Origin of the sequence: Paraburkholderia sp. BL6665CI2N2 (assembly GCF_004366535.1) — a bacterium.
Taxonomy (GTDB): Bacteria; Pseudomonadota; Gammaproteobacteria; order Burkholderiales; family Burkholderiaceae; genus Paraburkholderia.
In genome coordinates, this window is the sequence record NZ_SORC01000001.1 from 7,125,930 (window position 1) to 7,146,348 (window position 20,419).

Annotated in this window: 15 protein-coding genes and 1 riboswitch; of the genes, 12 read left to right on the forward strand and 3 right to left on the reverse strand. The window is 63.4% G+C overall.

Annotated elements, in window-relative coordinates; genetic code table 11:
- Positions 1-705 precede the first annotated feature (705 nt).
- Both B0G81_RS31950 and rfbC read left to right on the forward strand, forming a co-directional pair.
- Positions 706-1,701 carry a helix-turn-helix domain-containing protein gene (locus B0G81_RS31950; RefSeq protein WP_134140938.1) on the forward strand — a complete coding sequence of 332 codons (996 nt, stop codon included), beginning with the start codon at positions 706-708 and terminating at the stop codon, positions 1,699-1,701.
- 110 nt (positions 1,702-1,811) lie between these two features.
- Entirely contained in the window at positions 1,812-2,363 is a 552-nt protein-coding gene (gene rfbC / locus B0G81_RS31955) for a dTDP-4-dehydrorhamnose 3,5-epimerase (protein WP_134143269.1), read from the forward strand.
- Positions 2,364-2,429: 66 nt separating this feature from the next.
- On the opposite strand, the gene B0G81_RS31960 is transcribed toward rfbC, so the two are convergent.
- Entirely contained in the window at positions 2,430-3,320 is an 891-nt protein-coding gene (locus tag B0G81_RS31960) for an EamA family transporter (RefSeq protein ID WP_134140940.1), read from the reverse strand.
- A 106-nt stretch (positions 3,321-3,426) separates the two neighbouring features.
- On the opposite strand from B0G81_RS31960, the gene B0G81_RS31965 reads away from it, so the two are divergent.
- Both B0G81_RS31965 and B0G81_RS31970 read left to right on the forward strand, forming a co-directional pair.
- Entirely contained in the window at positions 3,427-4,332 is a 906-nt protein-coding gene (locus B0G81_RS31965) for a LysR substrate-binding domain-containing protein (RefSeq protein ID WP_134140942.1), read from the forward strand.
- 104 nt (positions 4,333-4,436) lie between these two features.
- Positions 4,437-5,066, forward strand: coding sequence for a GNAT family N-acetyltransferase (locus B0G81_RS31970; RefSeq protein WP_134140944.1), 630 nt, complete (start codon positions 4,437-4,439; stop codon positions 5,064-5,066).
- A 209-nt stretch (positions 5,067-5,275) separates the two neighbouring features.
- Here the strand turns inward: B0G81_RS31970 and B0G81_RS31975 are convergent, their stop codons facing one another.
- Both B0G81_RS31975 and B0G81_RS31985 read right to left on the reverse strand, forming a co-directional pair.
- On the reverse strand, positions 5,276-5,437 hold the full coding sequence (locus B0G81_RS31975; RefSeq protein ID WP_007182451.1) for a DUF1328 domain-containing protein: 162 nt from the start codon (positions 5,435-5,437) through the stop codon (positions 5,276-5,278).
- 401 nt (positions 5,438-5,838) lie between these two features.
- Positions 5,839-6,711, reverse strand: coding sequence for a spherulation-specific family 4 protein (locus B0G81_RS31985; RefSeq protein ID WP_134140946.1), 873 nt, complete (start codon positions 6,709-6,711; stop codon positions 5,839-5,841).
- A gap of 54 nt (positions 6,712-6,765) precedes the next feature.
- Positions 6,766-6,845, reverse strand: a riboswitch (cyclic di-GMP riboswitch).
- Positions 6,846-7,095: 250 nt separating this feature from the next.
- Here B0G81_RS31985 and B0G81_RS31990 point away from each other — a divergent pair.
- The 8 genes from B0G81_RS31990 to pelG all read left to right on the forward strand — a co-directional run bounded on the left by B0G81_RS31990 (position 7,096) and on the right by pelG (position 20,396).
- Positions 7,096-7,275 carry a hypothetical protein gene (locus B0G81_RS31990; protein WP_134140948.1) on the forward strand — a complete coding sequence of 60 codons (180 nt, stop codon included), beginning with the start codon at positions 7,096-7,098 and terminating at the stop codon, positions 7,273-7,275.
- 208 nt (positions 7,276-7,483) lie between these two features.
- Positions 7,484-10,282 (forward strand): sugar ABC transporter, encoded by a 2,799-nt coding sequence (locus tag B0G81_RS31995; RefSeq protein WP_134140950.1) that lies wholly within the window; start codon positions 7,484-7,486, stop codon positions 10,280-10,282.
- Positions 10,272-14,264, forward strand: coding sequence for a tetratricopeptide repeat protein (locus B0G81_RS32000; protein ID WP_134140951.1), 3,993 nt, complete (start codon positions 10,272-10,274; stop codon positions 14,262-14,264). Before B0G81_RS31995 ends, B0G81_RS32000 begins: the two co-directional genes overlap by 11 nt.
- 37 nt (positions 14,265-14,301) lie before the next feature.
- The gene (locus B0G81_RS32005) at positions 14,302-14,853 is read left to right on the forward strand and encodes a hypothetical protein (RefSeq protein ID WP_012432521.1); all 552 of its coding nucleotides are present in this window, start codon (positions 14,302-14,304) and stop codon (positions 14,851-14,853) included.
- An 84-nt stretch (positions 14,854-14,937) separates the two neighbouring features.
- The gene (locus B0G81_RS32010) at positions 14,938-16,371 is read left to right on the forward strand and encodes a PelD GGDEF domain-containing protein (protein ID WP_166679089.1); all 1,434 of its coding nucleotides are present in this window, start codon (positions 14,938-14,940) and stop codon (positions 16,369-16,371) included.
- Entirely contained in the window at positions 16,364-17,374 is a 1,011-nt protein-coding gene (locus B0G81_RS32015) for a hypothetical protein (protein WP_134140955.1), read from the forward strand. The genes B0G81_RS32010 and B0G81_RS32015 overlap by 8 nt, the downstream gene beginning before the upstream one ends.
- Positions 17,371-19,023: a GT4 family glycosyltransferase PelF gene (gene pelF, locus B0G81_RS32020; protein ID WP_134140957.1), complete on the forward strand. Its 1,653-nt coding sequence runs from the start codon at positions 17,371-17,373 to the stop codon at positions 19,021-19,023. Before B0G81_RS32015 ends, pelF begins: the two co-directional genes overlap by 4 nt.
- On the forward strand, positions 19,023-20,396 hold the full coding sequence (pelG, locus tag B0G81_RS32025; protein ID WP_134140959.1) for an exopolysaccharide Pel transporter PelG: 1,374 nt from the start codon (positions 19,023-19,025) through the stop codon (positions 20,394-20,396). Before pelF ends, pelG begins: the two co-directional genes overlap by 1 nt.
- The last annotated feature ends 23 nt before the right edge of the window (positions 20,397-20,419 follow it).

Below are 20,419 nucleotides of genomic sequence, written 5' to 3' on the forward strand. Positions count from 1 at the left end.
CCGGCGTGGTGCGCTGGGCGGCGCCGTCAGGCGCCGGCCAGCGCAACTTCAAACGCGCCCGATTCTTCGGGCGCGACAAGCCTTCAATCCTCCGATGTTTATAGTTATTGTGCACTGCAAGCACGAATTGTTCATACGTATAAAACCGCCAATGTTTCAATATAGAAACATTTTCGGACGTTCGAAAAACGCGTTTAGAAACGATTAATAGCGATCGATTCGTTAAATGCAGGCCGATTGCACCCGGTGGCCAATAAATTCTCGATTTGCGAATAAATCGGCTATTGAATGGTCATTATTTGCGAGGTTTGTATTTCAAGTTTGAAACACTTTTGGATGCCGCTTTGCCATACGCAGGTCATAATCCGGATGCGTTGCGGCGCCCCGGCACGCGCTCCGTCAGTGCCTGGAAAGCCTTGCTAGCAACGGTTTGGCGGCGAGCTGCCGGGAGCGCCGGGTGTGCGCGGCTGCGGCGCGGACTCATCCCGCCGTTGTCATATCAAACGCGAGATAACGGTTTTCTTCATACATTCTATTTCTCGACAGTAATTTGTTTTTCAAATTTACTATAGCGATCCATTCCGCTACCATCACGCTTAATCCGTTAAGCGGCCAGCTGCGATTTCCGCTGGCAATAATCATTCCGTCATAACGGCGGCTAACGGCGATCGGGGTCCACAATGTACGACAGTTTGGGGAAATATCATGCCGCACATGCACCTTGATACTGCGAGGATCACCTGGTTACATACGCCGACGCTGAACGTGCGTAGTGCGACGCGGCGCATCGGCGTGTTGCTGTTCGACGGCTTCTGGCTGCTCGGCCCAGGCACGGTGGTGGAGATGTTCCAGACGGCGAACGAACTCTCGGGTTCGCGCGCCGGTGAAGAGCAGCCCTACGAAGTGCAATTCCTTTCCATGGACGGCGGCAGCGTCGCCAGTTCTTCTTCCGCGCGAATCTGGACGGACCGTATCGACGCGCGCTTCGCCAGCGGTTTCGACGTGTTGTTCATCGCGGGCGGCTACGGCGCGCATGTGGCCGCGCGCGACGAGCGGGTGCTCGGCTGGCTGCGCGCGGTGCAATCGCGCACGCGTGCGATCGAAACGATCGGCGAAGGACGGCTCGTGCTGGAAGCGGCCGGCCCGACGGATGGCGACGGACCGCAGGTGAACCGCTATCTCAGCAGTGTCACGGGCGAGTCCGCGCTCAACGCGTCCAACGACCGTAACGACTGTGCCCGCAGCGCGCTCATGTTTATCAAACGCGATCTCGGTGCGGAGCTTGCCCGCAGCGTCGCCGACCGCGTGATGCCCGGCATGGCTGCCACCTGGGTGCCGCTACCGGCGGAGGGCGGCACGCTCAGCGTGGCCGAGAAGATCCGCGCGGCGGCGCGCTGGATGGAGGCCAATTGCGACCGTCCGGTTTCGGTGGCCGACGCCGCGCAGGTCGCGGCGATGAGCGAGCGCAATTTCCTGCGGCGTTTCAAGCATGAAATGCAGGTCACGCCGTCGGACTATCTGCTGCAGGTTCGCTTGCGCATTGCCTGCAACTTCCTCACCGAGACCGAATTGCCTGTCGACAAGATCGCGCGGCGCAGCGGTACGGGCAATGGCGATCGTCTCGCGAAGATTTTCCGCAAGCGCATGGCGCTGTCTCCAACCGAATATCGCGCGCGCAGCCGCGTGGCGAGCGAGGCGTAACATCATGCAGGCGCCCGAGCCGGCGGCGGGGCGCCTTACGACACGTGGACGCGTTCTCCGTCGTGGCGGCAGCGTTTTCGCCGGTCAGGCTTCTTACGAGCACAGCGGCAATGGGCAACAAGGTGATCGCAACGACATTGCCGGAGGTGAAACTCATCGAGCCCGAGGTGTTTTGCGACGAGTTCGGCTTCTGCTTCGAGAGCTTTAGCGCGGACGAGTTTGCCGACGACGTCTCGCAAGCTTTTCAATGGGTGCAGGACCGGCATTCGCGTGCGGTGCGTGGCGTGTTGCGGGGCTTGCACTACCAGGTGCAACGCCCTCAGGGCCGGCTCATGCGGGTCGTGGTGGGCGAAGTGTTCGCCGTCGCTGTCGACGTGCGGCTCAATTCGCCGAACTTCGGCAAGTGGTGCGGGGAGTATCTGAGCGCGTCCAATTACCGGCAAATCTGGGTGCCTCCCGGCTTCGCGCACGGTTTCGTGGTGCTGTCCAATACCGCCGAGTGTTTGTGGAAGACCACGGAATACTGGTTTCCCGAACTGGAGCGCTGCATTCTGTGGCGCGATCCCGACATCGGCATCGAGTGGCCGATCGATTTCGAGCCGACCCTTGGCGCGAAGGATGCCGCGGGCCGGCGTCTGTACGAAGCGGAAAACATCGCCTGAGCCAGGCGCACGGTCTTGCGCGCCGAGGTGTGCGCCGAGGTGCGCACACGACCGTGCCGCGGATTTTCAGCGCGCCACCATCACGGCGCCGACGCTTGCGGTCACCACCAGCAGCGTGCCCATGATCTGCAGAATCCCCATCGGCTGATGCAGTACGACGAAGCCGGCCAATGCGCCGATCGCCGGTTCGACGCTCATCAGGATGCCGAATGAAGCGGCCGGCATGTGCCGCAACGCCACCATTTCCAGCGCGTACGGCAGCAGCGGGACCAGCAGCGCGAGGCCCGCTGTCGCCATGACCTGGGCCGCCGCTACATGCAGACCGCTTTGCGCCAATCCGAATGGCGTAGCCACGAGTGCCGCCGCGATCAGCGACACGGACAGTCCTTCGAGTCCCGCGAACAGGGTGCCGGTCTTCTTCATCAACACGATATAACTGCCCCAGCCGAGCGCCGCGCCGCAAGCGAGCAGCACGCCGAGCGGTTCGCCGATCCAGCCGGCGCGATCGCGCGAGAGCAGGATCACGCCGACGATTGCCAGCGCGGGCCAGAGCAGTGCGCGCGCGCGACGCACGGCGAAGGTCGCGACGGCGAGCGGCCCAAGAAAGTCGATCGCGACCGCGAGTCCTAACGGAATGCGCTGAAGCGCCGCGAAAAAGCACAGCGTCATGCCCGCCATCGCCGCGCCGAGCACGCCGGCGGCGGTCCAGTGCGCGCGCGAGTAACTCATCAAGCGCGGACGCACCAGCAAGGCGAGCACCAATGCGGCCCAGCACAGACGCAGCCAGGTGGTGCTGAGTGAACCGTACGTGGCCATCGTCGGCGCGGAAAGTGCGGCGCCGAACTGCACGCACGACATCGACAGCACGCACAGCAGGGCCGCCCCGGCCGCGCTGCGAGCGGGTTTCACGCTGGTTTGCGCGGGATTCAACGCGGGTTGGAGAGTGGTGTCCTGCATGGTTGTCGGCGAGTTGGCGTTCGGTCGGGGTTCGTCATCGCTATCTTATCGGTGCTCGCGGTATTAAGATAAGTTGATATTTCTTATGCCGACTTCAAGAATCGTTATGACCCGAGATCTCGACAGCAGCCTGCTGCGCGCCTTTGTCACCGTGGCGGAGACGGGCGCGGTCGGCGTGGCGGCGACGCGCCTCGCGCGCACTCAGGCCGCGGTGAGCATGCAACTGCGCCGGCTCGAAGACGAACTCGGGCAGCGCTTGCTCGACCGCTCGCCGCGCGGCGTGCAACTCACCGAAGCGGGACATCTGCTGTTGCCCTATGCCCACACGATACTCGGCGCGGGCGCCGATGCGCGCCGCGCGTTGAGCGCGGGGCAGGTGTCCGGCACCGTGCGGCTCGGCATGCTGGAGGACATTGCCGTCGGCCGATTGCCGCGGGCGTTGCGGCGCTTTTCGATTGCTTATCCGCAAGTGGCGTTGGAGATCGTCGTCGACAGCAGTGCGGCGCTGTCGAACCGGCTCGCGGATGGCAGCCTTGATGTAGTGGTCGGCGATCCGGCGCTGGTCGACGCGGCGCCGCATCTCACGTGGAAGCAGCCGCTCTTCTGGGTCGGCGCGCGCGGTTTCAATCGCGACGCACAGGTGGCGTTGCCGGTGGTGGCGTTCGGCGACGCGTGCCTGTGGCAACAGCAGGTGTTGACGGCGTTGCGGCGCGCGGGGATCGCGTGGCGCATCGTGTGCACGAGCACGAGTCTGCCGGCCGTGCAATCCGCGGTTGAAGCGGGGCTCGGTGTGTCCGTGCTGCTCGACGGCAACATTCGCTCGGAGTCCATGCGCGTGCTCGGCCAGGCCGACGGTTTGCCCGACGCGCCCACCGCGGACTTCGGTCTCTTCATGCGCGAGGTTTCCGGCGCGCAGGCGGCCGCCGTGCAAACCTTGCAAACGTTCCTCTGCGAGGAATTGCATCTCGGTCTGCGCGAAGGCGAACCGCAGCTTGCGCCGGCCTTAAGCTAACGCGTCCGCAGCGGCTCTCATGTGAGTTTTTACGACATTTTTTCTTGAGACGCACCCACGCGAAATCTACACTTCGGGCATCTTGATACCGCGAGGTGCTCAACGTGAAGCGACGTGCAGCGAAGCAACAATCCGTTCGTATCGACTACGTGTATCACGGTGTGGGCCGCGCCGAATTGCGCCGCTTCGATCCGGCGCGCGATTCGTTCGTCGCATTGACGGCGCTGTTGCATCGGGCCTTCACACCGCTCGGCGCGATGGGCCTCAATTGCACGTGCGTGGATCAGACCGTCGAGACGACACGCCTGCGCGCAACGCGCGGCGATTGCTATGTGGCGGTGTGCGACGGGCGCATCGTCGGCACGATGACCCTCTACGCGACAGATCGTGGATCGGCATGCGAGCTATACCGGCGCGACGGTATCGCGAGCTTGCGCCAGTTCGCGGTCGAGCCCGCGTGGCAGGCGCGCGGTATCGGTACGTTGCTGATTGCCTTCGCCGATCATTGGGCCGCGACGCGCGGTTATGCGGAGCTTGCACTCGATACGCCGCAACCGGCCACGCATCTGATTGCGTTTTATCGCGGGCAGGGGTTTCGCATCGTCGATTTCGTACGCTTTGATGGCAAGAATTACGACAGTGCGATCCTGAGCAAGCCGTCGGTGGCGACGCGTACGCTCGCTAACTGGTCGCATCGGTTGACTGCGCGTACGCCGATTGCGCGCGCGGCGTGAAGACAAGGAAGGTCCAACGAAGCGATAAAGAAAACGAGGAAGTGGTGCAGTGCAATGCGTGGGTGAAAACGTCTGGATGCAGGCTAGCCTGAAGTGAGAACCCCGGCGCGGTCAGCAACAATTGCAATACGGTACGGCAAGTATTGCAACGGAGTGCCGGTTTGCGCGCCGGGGCAAGTGTGATTCAACCTAGACAGTCGACGCGTTCATCAGCGTCGCATCACGCCCATCAGCAAGGTAACGAGGAAGATCACCACGAAGATGAAGAACAGGACCTTGGCGATTTCAGTCGCGCCTGCGGCAATGCCGCCAAAGCCGAATACCGCGGCGATGATCGCGATGATGAAGAAGATTGCAGCGTATCGAAGCATGGGGCCTCCCACCGATGGATTGCTGGATTAAATGGAAAACGGCGACTCGTTGTGGGCACTGCGTGCTTTGACGGGTTATTTGCCGGCGAGCGGAATAGAGCAATAGGTGTGCCCAGACCGAACGCACCAGAGGGAGACCGTGCGCATGGTGGCGGCAGCTTCGCGTTTCTGCCCGGCCGCGTGATGCACGGCGTCAAGATCGATCTGCCGCTGCGGAGACAACCCGATCAGGTGAAAAGCGATCCGCTATACCGCGAGTACGTTCTGCGGTTGTCGAAAGGGAGGGTGTGTTCTGGTCACGATCGCGATCACGACGCGGCGGCTGCGTCGTTCACGAACTGCCGCGGCCGGCCACGCCGGCCGCGGCAAACGTCATGTCGATGTCGATATAAATCAGCTCATCAACGCGCGGCGGCGCCCGTGACTTCATCGTTCCAGTAGGGCGGTAATGCCTTATACGGATTGCCGCCGGAGAGCGACGTGACATACACGCCACCCGCGCCATGTGTCTTCGCGTATTGCACGACACCCGGCAACTGGGCAGCGGTCGCGCCGTACACCATGTGCACGAAGCGGCTCTTCGGATAGGCGGCCTGCCAGCTCATCGGCTGATATTTCGCGTAACTCTTCGCGGTACTTTCGAATACGACGAACTGGTCGGCCGTCGGCAAGCTCGCGTAAAGCTCGGGAATGTTGGTGCCCGGATTGGCCGTCACCGAGTAGGTGGCGTTCAATCCTTTGATGTAGTTGTAGATCGACTGATAGAACTGAATGTGCGACATCTGGCTGTCGGACGTCATCTCGTCGATGAAGAAGCCGTCCACCTTATACATCGCGACGTAGGCGTTGATGTCGGTCACGACCGCGGAAAGCGAGCGCTTGCCGTACGAGGTGGAGATATAGCCCAGCACCTTGCCGCCGGCGGCGCGAAGCTTGGCGGCGGCCGCCGCGTAGTTGGGATCTTCCTTGGCGCCAGGGCCGCTGTTGGGATTCAGGATGGCCGTGGTCGGCACCTTGCGCGCCGAGGTCACGAGACTGTTCCAGTTCGCAACGCTGCTGGTGGCATTGAAGTAGGAAGGTACGACGAGACTGGTGGTTGTCGTGATTGTCGTGGTGGCCGCGAAGGCGGTGCCGTTCAGGCAACCCACAACTAGCAGGCCCGCGATCAGTCCGGCCCGTTTCAGACTTCTACCTGTGCGGCCCAAAAGACGGATTGCTTCCGCCGATTCCGAAGCCACAAACGCAACTGCACCCATTCCCCGATTGTCCAGCATGTAGCCTCCTGACGCGGTGTGGTCACCGCTGTCGATTGGCCCGCCGTGGATACGGCGGGCAACTGGCAAACTCCCGCGAGGGAGTCCCTGTAGTTTTGCGTCGCCGGATCGCTCCGGGTTTGCCCAAACTGCGCTTACGGCATCCCCTGAATTTTCTTTAGGGGGCCGATTTATTTATTCGCAGCATTCGAATCGAATGCCCGAGAAGGATATCGGAAAATTAATTTCTGTCTACGAATTTCGGTACTTATTGCTGGGTGCGGTGTCGACCCGAGCCGGCAAGCAGTCATATGCGCGTGTTAGGCGGGCCTTAAAAAGATTTGGACGATTTGAAAAGTACCGCAGCGCACGTTTGTAATTTAATGATCGGAAGAATTGCCGCCGATGCGCCTGATCGAACACTCTGCGGCGATTTTCCAACACGTTGCCGATTCGCTTGACGAATTAATTTCAGGCCGCGCCGTCATTACTATCCGGCTCGCAGAGGCGCGCAATCGTTTGCCTTTGAATTCAAGCGGATGCATTTGCCTTTATTTAACTATTGGAATTCACGCAACGGCATAAGCGAGCTTGAGACACCCCATGTCATGTGATATCTTCCACCGCCTTACCAGTAAACAAACAAAAAGTCGGTATCGCATCCGCCGCAACGCTACTTTTGCGCGATGTAAATAATGCCGACGGGCCGGCTAGAAAATCCGCAAGCGGAAACTTTCTCCCCGTAGGGAGAACGCCGCTCGCGTTCAGACTGAACGGGGAAAAGATTTTGGCGATGAAGAAGCGGACCCGGGCATGCGCCGGCGGGGACTCTTGCGGGGTTGTCGAACGTGCGGGCGAGAGATTTCTTACGCGAACCTTGATTGCGGTAGTGCTTGGCGCGGCCGGCATTGCACCGCTTGCGGCACACGCGGTGACTCAAGCAGCGACGCAGGCTGAAGCTGCACCGTTGCAGTCCACTGCGGCGGCTCACTCCGCCGCGTCTCAACCCAACCTCGCTTTCTTCTATGCAGCCAATCCGCCTGTCGGCGAATTGCAAGCATTCGACGCCGTCGTGATCGACCCCGCCACGGGTTTCGAACCGGCGGCTCATCCGCTGGCGCACACCACGTGGATCGCGCGCACCAGCGGCGCCGAGTCCGCCGGTTCGGCCGAGGCGTTCCTCTCCAGTCAGATCGAGCCGTTGTGGCAGCGCGGCTACCGTGGCTTCCTGCTCGACACGCCCGTGGCTGTGGCCGCAGCCGGCCGCATTCATCAAGCTCATCCGGACGCGCGCCTCGTAGCGGGCGGCGCCGACGTCATGCGCAATGCGCTGCCGGTGGCGAAGTCGCTCTACGCGGTAGTCGGCGATTCGCTGGTGCGCGGTATCAACGACAGCGGCCAGCTTCTGGAAGTCTCCGAAGCGTTGCGCGCACAACGCATTGCGGATGCACGCGCGTTCACGCAACAAAGCGGTGTGCCGGTGGTGTCCGTGGAATATTGCGCGCGCAACGACCGGCAATGCGCCCGCGACACCGCCGCGCGCGTCGTGTCGGCCGGCATGCTGCCTTACGTGACGAGCACGGCACGCGACGTGGTCGGCATCGGCAAGATCGAGGTCCTGCCGCGCAAGATTCTCGTCGTGCAAGACCGCGATACCAAAGATCCACTCGATCTGAGCGCCGGCGTGCGCGATCTGGCCACGCCGCTCAACTATATGGGTTACGACGTCGAGTACGCCGACTTCTCGTCGCGTCTGCCCGACGCCATTACGCCGGACCGTTACGCCGGTGTCGTCGCGTGGATCCAGCGCGGCGCGGTGCCGGATCCCGAGGCGTGGCAGCGCTGGGTCGCGGCTCGCATGGCAGATCACGTGCCTGTCGCCTTCCTCGGCGCGTTCGGCTTCGACGCGGCCGGTTCGGCAGGCGCGGCGCTCGATCTGCAAGCCGTGGGCGGCACGCTGGCCGCGCCGGTCACCGTGGTCAAGAGCGACCCGATGGTCGGCTTCGAAATCAGCCCGAAACCCGAGCCGCGCGATCTGCAAGGCGTGCGCGTGGGCTCGCGCAGCCAGCCGTTGCTGCGTGTTTCGGCCAACGGCGTGCTGGTCGATCAGGTCGCGCTCACACCGTGGGGTGGCTACGCGCTCAGCCCGTACACGGTGGCTTCGCTCGACAGCATCGAGCAGGAACGCTGGGCGATCCAGCCTATGGCGTTCATGAAAGCGGCACTGCATTTGCAGGACATGCCGTCGCCGAGCGTCACGACTGAAAACGGCCGGCGTCTGCTCATGTCCCACGTGGACGGCGACGGTTTCGCCTCGCGTGCCGAATTCCCCGGACCCGACTATTCCGGCGAAGCGCTATACCAGCAGATCTTCACCCGCTATCAGGTGCCGATGACGCTCTCGGTGATCGAAGGCGAAGTGGGTCCCAAAGGGCTGCATCCGGATATCTCGCCGCGTCTCGAAGAGATCGCGCGCAAGATGTTCGCGCTGCCGAACGTCGAGATCGGCACGCACACGTACTCGCATCCGTTCCAGTGGGAGCAGGTGGACAGCAAAACCGGCGCACAGGTGGATCGCGGAGGCGGCGACGCGGCGTTCTCGCTGAACATTCCGGGGTATCACTTCAATATCGACCGCGAGATCACCGGTTCGATCGACTACATCAACACGCGCCTCGCGCCGCCCGGAAAGAAGACCGTGCTGCTGCAATGGTCGGGCGACTGCCGTCCGCCGGGTTTCGTCGTGCGCAAGGTGTACGAAGCCGGGGTCTACAACTTCAACGGCGGCGACACGGTCATCACCCGATCAGCCAATAGCTGGACCAATATCGCGCCGATCGGCGTGGACAAGGGGCCGGGCGCTTATCAGGTGTATGCGCCGAATCAGGACGAGAACGTTTATACGAACGACTGGCAAGGGCCGTTCTATGGCTTCACGCGCGTGCTCGAAACTTTTTCGATGACCGACAAGCCGCTGCGCTTCAAGCCGATCGACATCTACTACCACATGTATAGCGGCACGAAAGTGGCCTCGCTGCGCGCGCTCGACCAGATCTTTTCGACGGTGCTCAAGCAGCCGGTCATGCCGGTCTACGTGAGCGAGTACATCCGCAAGGTGCTCGACTGGCACACGTTCGCGGTGGCGAAAGAAGTGGGTCCGCAAGCCGGCGAGTGGCTCGTGCGCGGTAATGGCGAGGTGCGCGAATTGCACTGGCCGCAAGCAACCAAACCGGTGCTGGCCGACGCATCGGGCGTGACTGGTTTTGCAACGGGCCCCGACGGCACCTATGTCCATATCGACGGCGGCAGCGCCCGCTTTGCGATCGGCGCTGTCGCGAACGCGGCGCCGTATATCGGCGAAGCCAACGGTTTCGTACGCAATTTCCAGCGCACGGCACAGGGCATGCGTTTCGAGTTCGCCGGTCACTACCAGCCGTTCGTCAAGCTGGCCAACGCGCAGCAGTGCAAGGTCAGCGTCGACAGGCAGGCTGTCGACACGCGTCGTGAAGGCGAACTCCTGCGTTTCGATACGCGGGCTAACGTCGGATCCAAATTGAACTACCAGTCGATCGAGGTCGCTTGTGGTCGATAATCGCCCTCGCATCGCGCCCACCTGGCTCGTCCTGCTGCTCGCGGGCGTCGTGTTGATCACGCTCTATCTCGTGCATCCACGCGGCGGTCTGCGCAGCCGGATGACGTCGACCGACGCGCCGAGCGATCTCAGCATCGCGTATCTGGAAGCATGGCTGCGCGTGCAGCCTGGCAACCCGGAAATTCTCTCGGTGCTCGGCACGCAGTACGTGCGTCTGGGCCGCAATGAGGACGCGCGCCGTATCGCTGCCCGCATGGAGGCGATTCCGGACGATCACCTGCGCCGCGCGGCGCAGTTGCTTCGTCTGACCGTCGACACGCGCGAGACGTTCGCGCTGCCCGCCAACGATCCGGGCCGCGAGGCCGCGCTCGGCCGTTTGCGCACGCAGCTCACGAATGCGGCTGCGCTGACGTGGTCGAATGCCGATCTGCAGATGCTGGCTGAAGCAGCCGCTTCGGTGAATGCGCAACAGCTTGCCGGGCAGCTCTATGCTCGCCTCGCCGAACAGGATCCCGCGCAGCAAACGCGCTGGAACCGCGAAGTCGTGCGCTTCGCCATGTATGGCGGCGACTATCGCGGCGCGGCGAACGGCTGGTTCCGTTTGCAAGCCGGCGCGGCGACGTTCGATGCGAGACGTCAGTGCTTTATCGAAGGCATCAAGGCCTTGCAGTCGGGCAGTCTGCTCGATGACGCGCTTGCTGCCGCCGATCAACACGGTGCCGAATTCAGGCACGATCACGAAACGCTCGTGGTGCTGCTGAATCTGGCGCGCGCGGCGCATCGTCCGGATCTCGTGGACCGTTACGCGAAGGCGCTGGCCGGCTACGCGCAGGCTCAGCCTGAAGAGGACGGCGCGCTGCGGCTCGTCGACTTTATCCGCGAGCGTGCAAGTGAAGAGGGCACGCAGGGGCAGTACACCTATATGGATGGTCCGCAAGTTCGGGGCGGTTTTGCCATGCGCGCGAGTACCCATGGCTCGCGCGAGGTGCATGTCGTGCGCGTCGCGGCGTCCATCGCCGCGCCGGCGTCGGCGAAACCCGCTGCTGCGGCGCCCGGCGCAACGGCATCAGGCGCCGCGGCTGCGCCGGCTGCCGCGTCGAACTCCACTGCTTCCAACGACGTGCCGGGCCTCCTCTATCAGTCGTTCCTCGAATCGGGCGATCTGCCCAACGCTCAGCGCGTGGCGGCGGAGCAGGTCAGCAAGAACCCAGGTTCGCCGATCTGGACCAGGCGCCTCGCTCAGGTCGCCGAATGGAATCACGCGTCGCCGCTCGCCTTGCAGATGTGGCTCGCGTACGCTCAAGCCACGCACGACCCCGAAGGCTGGAAAAACGTGATGCGCCTCGCGCCGATGCTCAACGACGACAACGCCTATCTGGCCGCGTTGATCCAGGCATCGAATGCTTCGCCCGGCGACCTGAAGTTGGTCGACTCCGTAGTCGCAGCTTACGAACGCCTCGGCCGTCCTGACGACGCGCTGGCATTCCTGCGCGGCCGCCAACGCAATTCGCCGGCGCAAGCGATCGACGCGCGTCTGGGTCAGCTCGCCGAGCGCTCGGGTCACGACGACGAAGCGCTGGCCTACTACCGCAAGCTGAACCAGCTTTATCCGTCGAACACGCAATACGCGCTGCGCACGGCGAGCCTTCTGTATCGTCACGGCGACTACAAGGGCGCGCTCGACACGCTGCTCGCCGCGCGCCGCGGCGCAAGAGACGACGACGTGCTGTTCTGGCGCAACGCCGCGCAGCTCGCGCGCCTGCTGCAGCGTGACGACATCGCGAACGACGCCTACAAGCATTTGCTGGCAAGCGGCCAGGCGGCGCCTGAGGACCTGAGCGCGATGACGTACTTCTACGACGCCTATCCGGTCGACGCGGCGCGTACGTCCGAGCTGCAGTTCCATCGCGATCACTCGCAGCGCGCGCTGCAGAGCGCGATTCACTATTACACCGATGCCGGGCAATACGACCGCGTCGACGCCTTGCTAAAGAGCCTGACGCCCGAACAATTGGCGGCTGGCGAAGCCGACCCGGCATTCCTGCGCGTGCGGGCCGAATACTACCGCCAGATCGATCGTCCGTTCGACGCGCTGCACGATTTGCAACACGCTGTGTCGCTGCCCGGCGCGACGCTCGACTTGCGCGCCGCACTGCTCTGGACGCTGGTGGACTACGGCAGCGAAGCGCAATTGCGCGAGGCGGTCGCCGAATGGCGCGATGCGCCCGCGCAGGCGCCCGTTTTGTGGGGGCCGCTTGCCGCCGCGCAGATGCGTTTGAACCGGCCGGAAGCGGCGCTCAAGTATCTGCGCCTGCAGTCGGCCTCGATGTCGCGCGATCCGTTGTGGCAACTCGCCTACGCCGAAGCGCAGGAAATGGCGGGGCGCAGCGATCTCGCCTGGTCGATCCGCCGCAACGTCTGGCGCCAGATGCAGCGGGAAGAGGCCGAGGTTCGCGCCAACAGTGCGCAAGGTCAGATCGTGCTGCGCACGCGCGCCTCGCAGGGCGGCGAAGTGCGTGAGCAGATGCTCGGCCGCCGCGTCACGCTCGCGTCGATCTTCGAAAACGCGGACGTGTCGAAGGCTTTCCTGATCGATCTGCTCGTGAGCGACGCGGGCCGCAACGACAACACCGAAGCCCGCCGCACATTGCTCGGCGACGCGGCCGGCCTGCCGCCCGCGCAGCCCGTGAAGACGCAACCGGCGAAGTCGCCGGATCAGGCGCAATTGACTTCGTCGGTGGCGCGCGACGTGGCGCTCGCCTGGGCGATGTCGCATGAAGCGAGTCCGCTGGCGAAGCGCTGGCTGGCTCGCCAGTACGCCGACGTGCTGATGCAGCCTTCGGAACAGTTGATCGCGATCGCACTCGCTGAAAACGACAAGCCCGCGATGGAGCGTCTGCTCGACCAGCAAGGCGCACGCTTGCCGCTCTACAACCGTATCGATGCTTCGATCGCGGTGGATCGTCCGGGCGCGGCGGAAAACCTCGCGTTTCAGGGCCTGGAAGGCGCGCCCTACGATTCGGAGTTGCACAGCCGCCTGCAGCAAACCGCGCTGACCTGGCCACAATCGCTCGACGCGACCGTGACGAGCTTCGTCGAACATCCGCTCGACTATATCGAGCAGACGTTGGCGGGCAGCATCAAGGTCGCCGATCTCTACATGGTCGGCGTGAACGGTGTCCAGCGGTTTCAGCACTCGACGGATGAGTCGCAACTGACCAACGTGCCTTCGGTGGATCGTTCGGTGGAGTTTTACGCGCGCCGTCAAACGTACGACACCGCCTTCATGGTGACCGCCGGCCGCCGCGAAGCACTCGACAGTTTCTACAGCGTGTCGGTGGGCGCGGAGTGGGGCAGGAACTCGCCGCTGTCGATCGCGCTGAAAGCGGGCCGCAATCAGACGGCACGCGAATCGCAGGCACTGCTGGTCGGCGGCATGAAGGACAACGTGGTCGGCACGATCACGTATCGCGCGACGCAGCATCTGTATGCGACGGGCACGGTCGAAGCCGATCGTTTCTATAGCCAGGCGCGCAACTACCTCGGCAGCGGCGTGCTCTCGACGGGTGAGATCGGTTATCGGATCCGCACGAACTATCCGGACTTTACGGTACGTCTGATCGGTACGCATGGCGACTACGGTGCGAGCGGCTCCGCCGACGGTCTGATTTCGCGGCTGATTCCGGCGAGCGCCGGGCCGGTCGATGCATCGACCTTCGTCCCGCAGACGTACTCGCAATACGGGGCGTTCTTCGGTTTCGGCAACGATCTGATCGACCAGTACACGCGCGCATGGCGGCCGTTTCTCGACGTCGGCGTGCTGCACGACTCGTTCCAGGGTTGGGGACCGTCGATCAGTCTCGGCCTCGCGGGCACCGTGTTCGGCGGCGATCACGCGGCACTTTTTTTCTCGCATCAGCGCGTCTCGCGTCTCGGCACGCCGGTGACCCAGATCGGCGCGCGCTATAGCTGGTTTTATTGAACCGGATTTCGCATAGTTATCCCAAGGAGAATTCTTCATGTACGGCATTAAACGATTGGCTCGTACGAGCGCCTGGTGTGTCGCGGCAGCCGCGCTGGCCCTGATGGTGAGCGCCTGCGGCACGGTGCGCCAGACCTCGGGCCCCGCGCTCGCGCGCGGCGACAAGGTGGCGGTGGTGTCGATCGCCAACTACACTGAAACGCCGGATGCCGGTCACAGCGCCGAGTCGATCGCGGCCAACACGCTGCGCGCGGGCGGGATCGCCGATGTGCGCATCGCGCCGGCCGATTCGAACCGCAACTCGCTGTTCGATACGACGCAGCGCGCCGACAGCGACAAGGCCCTCGAATGGGCGCGTTCGCAGAACGCCCGCTATGTGCTGTCGGGTGCGGTCGAAGAATGGCGCTACAAAACGGGCGTGGACGGCGAGCCGGTGGTCGGCGTCACGTTCGAACTGATCGACGTGTCGAACGGCGCCGTGGTGTGGAGCGCGACGGGCACGCGTACGGGCTGGAGCCGTTCGGGTCTGTCGAGCGTGGCGACCTCGCTGATCGCCAAGGTTCTGTCGCCGTTGCAAGCGCGTCAGTAAAAGCATCGATAAGCATATCCCCAAGGTTGCCTGTTTGCGCCCGAAGTGCGGGCCGCCAGCCGCAACCCGACATGTGAAAAGGAAATGGCCGTGAATACCGCAGCCGTGGAAAACAACCCGGGCGCCTCGAAGCCGCGCCATGCGCATCCGTTCGGCAATCTCGGACGCGTGCGCCGCTTTCTGGCGCCCGCGGTGGCGCGGCCGTTCGCGATCGTGGAGACCGTCGTGCTCGTGCTGGCCGTATTGGCCGTGGCCCGCTGGCTTCATCCTGAAGACCCGCTGTTGCTGCACAATGGTTTTCCGTGGCTGTGGCTGGCGTCGCTGCTGGTGGCCTTGCGCTACGGCAGCCTGCTCGGCCTGCTGAGCGGAGCGTTGATGCTCGGCGCGTGGGCGCTCTTTTATCCGCACGGCGGCCCGTTCCCCACACTGTATTTCGCGGGCGGTTTGATCCAGACGATTCTCGCGGGGCACTTCGGCGATACGTGGGGCAGCCGCGCCGAGCGCGCGTCCTCGCTGAACGATTACCTGAACGACCGTCTCGTCGCGCTGACCAACAGTCACTATCTGATGCGGCTCTCGCACGAGCGGCTCGAAAAGGATTTGCTGTCGCGTCCGACCACGTTGCGCGATTCGATTACCGAGTTGCGCCGACTGTCGGTCGCCACGGATACGGCACTTGCCGTGCCGGCCGCGGGCAAGGAAAACGATCCGCCGGGCGGCGATCCGCTCAGCGGCGCGAGCGGTCTGCTCGAATTTGTCGCGCAAGCCTGCCAGATCGAAGTCGCAGCGTTGTATCCGGTGCATCACGGCAAGCTCGGCGCGCAGGCCATCGCGCGGATCGGCGATCCGTTCGAACTCGCCGTGCATGACGAACTCGTCACGCATGCGCTGAATACGCTGAGCGTCGCGCATCTGAAGAACGAAGACACGGTAGTGGCGGTCAGCCAGTACCTGGTGTGCGCGCCGCTCGTATCGGCGGACGGTGAACTGCGCGCGCTGCTCGTCGTCAAGCGCATGCCGTTCCTGTCGCTCAACTTCGACAACCTGCAATTGCTGCTGGTGCTGCTCGGCTATTACGCGGACGGCGTCGAGCATTCCGCATTCGTACAGCGCATTCTCGACCGCGTGCCGAACTGCCCGTACGAATTCGCGCTCGACCTTAGCCGCCTGACGCGTCTTCAACAGAAGGCGGGCGTGGCGTCGTCGCTCGTGGCGCTCGCGTTTCCGCGCGATGAAGAGGGCGACTCGCTGTTCGAGCACGTCATGCGCCGCCGCCGTTCACTCGACGTGATGTGGCCGGTGCAGACCGCGAAGCAGTCGGTGCTGGTGAATCTGATGCCGGCCACCGATACGACCGGCATCGAAGGTTATCTCGCGCGGATCGAAGCCAGCCTGACGGCCCAGTTCAACACCGACCTGGAACGCGCGCGCGTCGGCGTTCATACGCTCCACCTCGAGGGCGGCGAGCCGGGCGCGGCGCTGATGCGTCTTCTCAAACGAAGCGGCCTCGATGTCTAAGACCCTTTCTCTCATCGTCGGCGCGCTCTCGGCCGTGGTGGCCGTGATCGTGCAATATCTGGCGATCGCGAGCCTGCTGCAACCGGCCGTCGCGATCGATCCGCTGCTGCGCTTTTTCGCGTTGCAGGCGTTGGCGGGACTCGCGGAGGCGGTCGCGTTCCGCTCATGGCTGCCGTTGAATTATCGCGAGCCGCGCGGCGTTACGTTGCTGTTCCTGTGGCTTGCCTGCACCGTGGTGCCGCTGTTCGGCGGCCTCGTGGTGCTGATCAGTTGCGTGTGGGCGGCGCTCTTTCCGGGCAGCAAGGAGAGCGATCAACTCGCCGATGTGCCGCGCCCGGAATTCGTCACTTACCTGGTGTCGCGCGTGTCGCACGGCGGCGGCGCGCGTCTGCAGGCGCGCCTCGCCAACACTCAGGTGTCGCCTACCGACCGGCTGTCCGCGCTGGTGGCGATCCAGAACATGCCGACCCGCACCACGGGCACGTTGCTGCGCGAGTTGCTTGCCGATCCGCTCGAAGACATTCGCCTGATCGCTTACGGCACGCTGGATCACGCCGAAAACGAGATCATGCAGAAGATCTTCCGCACCAGCAAAGCGCTGGAGGCGGCCGATAACGACGCCGAGCGCCGCGCGCTCAACCGCCTGCTCGCCGAGTTGTACTTCGAACTCGTGTATCAGAACCTGGTGCAAGGCGCGGTTTACCGCCATACGTTGCAACAGGCCGACCGCTACGCCCAGGCAGCGCTCGAAACCGATCCAAGCGATGCCGCGCTGTGGCTGATTCGCGGCCGTCTTGCGCTGGCGAACGGCTTGCCCAATGCCGCGCATGAATACATTGGCCAGGCGCTCGCACTCGGTTTCCCGCGCGAACGGCTGGTGCCGTGGCTCGCGGAAGCCGACTTCCTGCGCGGCGACTACGCTCGCGTCAAGCAGCTTCTCGCATCGCTGGGCAATGCGGCCGCGTTGCCCACACTCAAACCGGTTGTGAAGTACTGGTCATGATGAAAGAACTCCCGATCCGCCGTGCCGCCGATGCCGATGTCTGCCTGCTGCTCGAAGGCACGTTCCCGTTCGTGCGTGGCGGCGTGTCGAGCTGGGTCAATGAAATGATCCGCTCCTACCCGGAGACCCGCTTCGCGATTGTGTTCATCGGCAGCCGGGAACAGGACTACAACGGCGCCGCGTATGCGCTGCCGGACAACGTGGTGCATATCGAAACGCACTTCCTGTACGAGCAGGTCGTGGCGGATTTTCAGCCGCGTGCCGTTGCCGGCGACACCGCGGCGTTCGCGCGCTCGCAGAGATTGCACGACGCCTTGCGCGATCCGCGCGGCGGGCTGGATGTCGGCGCTCTGATGGCGAGCATGATTCCGATGCTCGGGGCGAATGGCGCGCTGAACGAAGAGCAGTTCCTGTCGAGCCGCGCGGCCTGGGACACGATCGTCGATCAATATCAGAAGTACTGTACCGATCCGTCGTTCACCGATTACTTCTGGACCGTGCGCATCATGCACAAGCCGCTGTGGCAGCTCGCGCGCGTCGCGGAGAAGCTGTTGCCGGCGAAGGTCTATCACACGGTATCGACGGGATACGGCGGCTTTCTCGGCGCATTGATGCATTACCGCACGGGCCGTCCGCTGCTGATCTCCGAGCACGGCATTTATACGAAAGAACGCAAGATCGACCTGTTGCAGAGCCAGTGGATTCGCGACAACCGCGGCGTGTTCGAACGCGATATTTCTCGCGTCAGCTATTTCCGCGAACTGTGGGTGCGTTTCTTCGAAGCGATCGGCAAGCTCGCGTACGATGCCGCTGACGACATCGTCGCGCTGTACGAAGCGAACCGCCAGCGCCAGATCACGGACGGCGCGCGCGCCGAGCGCACGCAATGCATTCCGAACGGCATCGACGTCGACGCGCTCGCGCCGCTGATAGCCGAACGCAAGCCGCGCTCGCACCGCGTGGTCGCGTTGATCGGCCGCGTGGTGCCGATCAAGGACATCAAGACCTTCATTCGCGCGATCTTCATTGCGTCGCGCACCATGCCGGATCTCGAAGGCTGGATCATCGGGCCGGAAGAGGAAGATCCCGCTTACGCGCTCGAATGCCGCGCGCTCGTGGAGAGTCTCGGCTTGAGCCGCAATGTGAAATTCCTCGGCTTCCAGCGCATCGACGACATGATGCCGCAGATCGACGTGATCGCACTGACCTCGATCAGCGAGGCGCTGCCGCTGGTGGTGCTGGAAGGTTTCGCGGCCGGCGTGCCGGCCATCACGACGGACGTTGGCTCGTGCCGTCAACTGATCGAAGGCGCGGACGAGGAAGATCGCGCGCTCGGCTCGGCGGGCATGGTGGTTCAACTCGCCGATCCGGCGGCCTTCGCGCAAGCCGTGCTGGCGCTGCTCGCCGATGAAACCCGCTGGAAGGACGCTCAGCAGGCCGGCCTCGCACGCGTGCGCCGCTATTACACCAGGAAGCAGATGATCGACAGCTATCGCACGCTGTATGAGCGTCTCGCCGCCATGCCGGATCGCGAGCGCAACTATACGGCCGCCGATGCGGCGCGCTGCCCGATGCACCACGGCACCCAATCAAAGGCGGAGCCGCACGCGGGTTCGGCGCAGCCCGTTCAATCGCAGGAGACACGCTGATGGCGGGTATCGGCTTCGAATTACGCAAGATCATGCGCCGCGACACGCTGGTGGGCGTGGCGCGCGCTTACGCCTACGCGGGCCTGATCAGTTCGGGACCGTTGATCCTGTCGATCTTCGGCATCCTGATCATCGGGCTGATCAGTCTGACCTCGGTGATTCCGAGTTTCGCGATCGTGCAGTTTCAGGTGTCGGTCACGTATCTGATCGCGCTCAGCCTGATTCTGACCGGGCCGCTGCAACTGTCGTTCACGCGCTTCATCTCCGACCGGCTGTTCGAAAAGCGCGACGACCTCGTGCTGTCGAACTATAACGGCGTGGTGCTGGTGTCGTCGGTGCTGGCGAGCGTGGTCGCGCTGGTCGCGATGCTGGTGAGCTTTCGCGAGGAGCCGCTGATCTACCGTTTGCTGATGATTACGGGCTTCGTGGTGGTCAGCAATATCTGGATCGCTGTGATCTTTCTGTCGAGCGTGAAGCAGTACCGGCAGATACTGATGGTGTTCGCAGTCGGCTATGCATGCGTGGTGTGCCTCGCGCTCGCGTTGAACGGCTATGGACTGGTCGGCCTGCTCGGCGGCTTCGTGGCGGGGCACATCGTGCTGCTCGCCGGTCTGTCGGGTCTGATTTACCGCAACTACCGCAGCGAGCGTTTCGTTTCGTTCGAAATGTTCGAGCGGCGCTTCGCTTATCCGAGCCTCGCGCTGGTCGGTCTGCTATTCAATATCGGCGTGTGGCTCGACAAGTTCATGTTCTGGTACGCGCCGGGCACGGGCACGCACGTGATCGGACCGCTGAACGCGTCGGTGATTTACGACATTCCGATTTTTATCGCCTACGTGTGCGTGATGCCCGGCATGGCGACGTTCCTCGTGCGCATCGAGGCGGATTTCGTCGAGTACTACGATGCCTTCTACGACGCCGTGCGCAGCGGCGCGACGCTGCGCCATATCAACGAAATGCGCGACATGATGGTGGGCAGCGTGCGGGCCGGCCTGTATGAAATCATCAAGGTGCAGGCGGTCGTGCTGCTGCTGATCATCGCCTTCGGTGAGCGCGTGCTCGGCTCGCTCGGCATTTCGCCGCTGTATATGCCGCTGCTTGTTGTCGACGTGGTGTCGGCGAGTCTGCAGGTGTTGCTGCTCGGTCTTCTCAACGTGTTCTTCTATCTCGACGGACGGCGTATGGTGCTGCGGCTCACGGGCGCATTCGTCGTGCTGAATGGACTCTTCACCGGTATCACGCTCAGGCTCGGGCCGGATTTCTACGGCTATGGATTTGCGCTGGCACTGCTGGTCGTGGTGGTGGCAGCCGTGAAGGTGCTGGACCGCAAATTCATGTCATTGGAATACGAAACGTATATGTTGCGGGGTTGAAGGGCGATATATCGTTTCCGTGG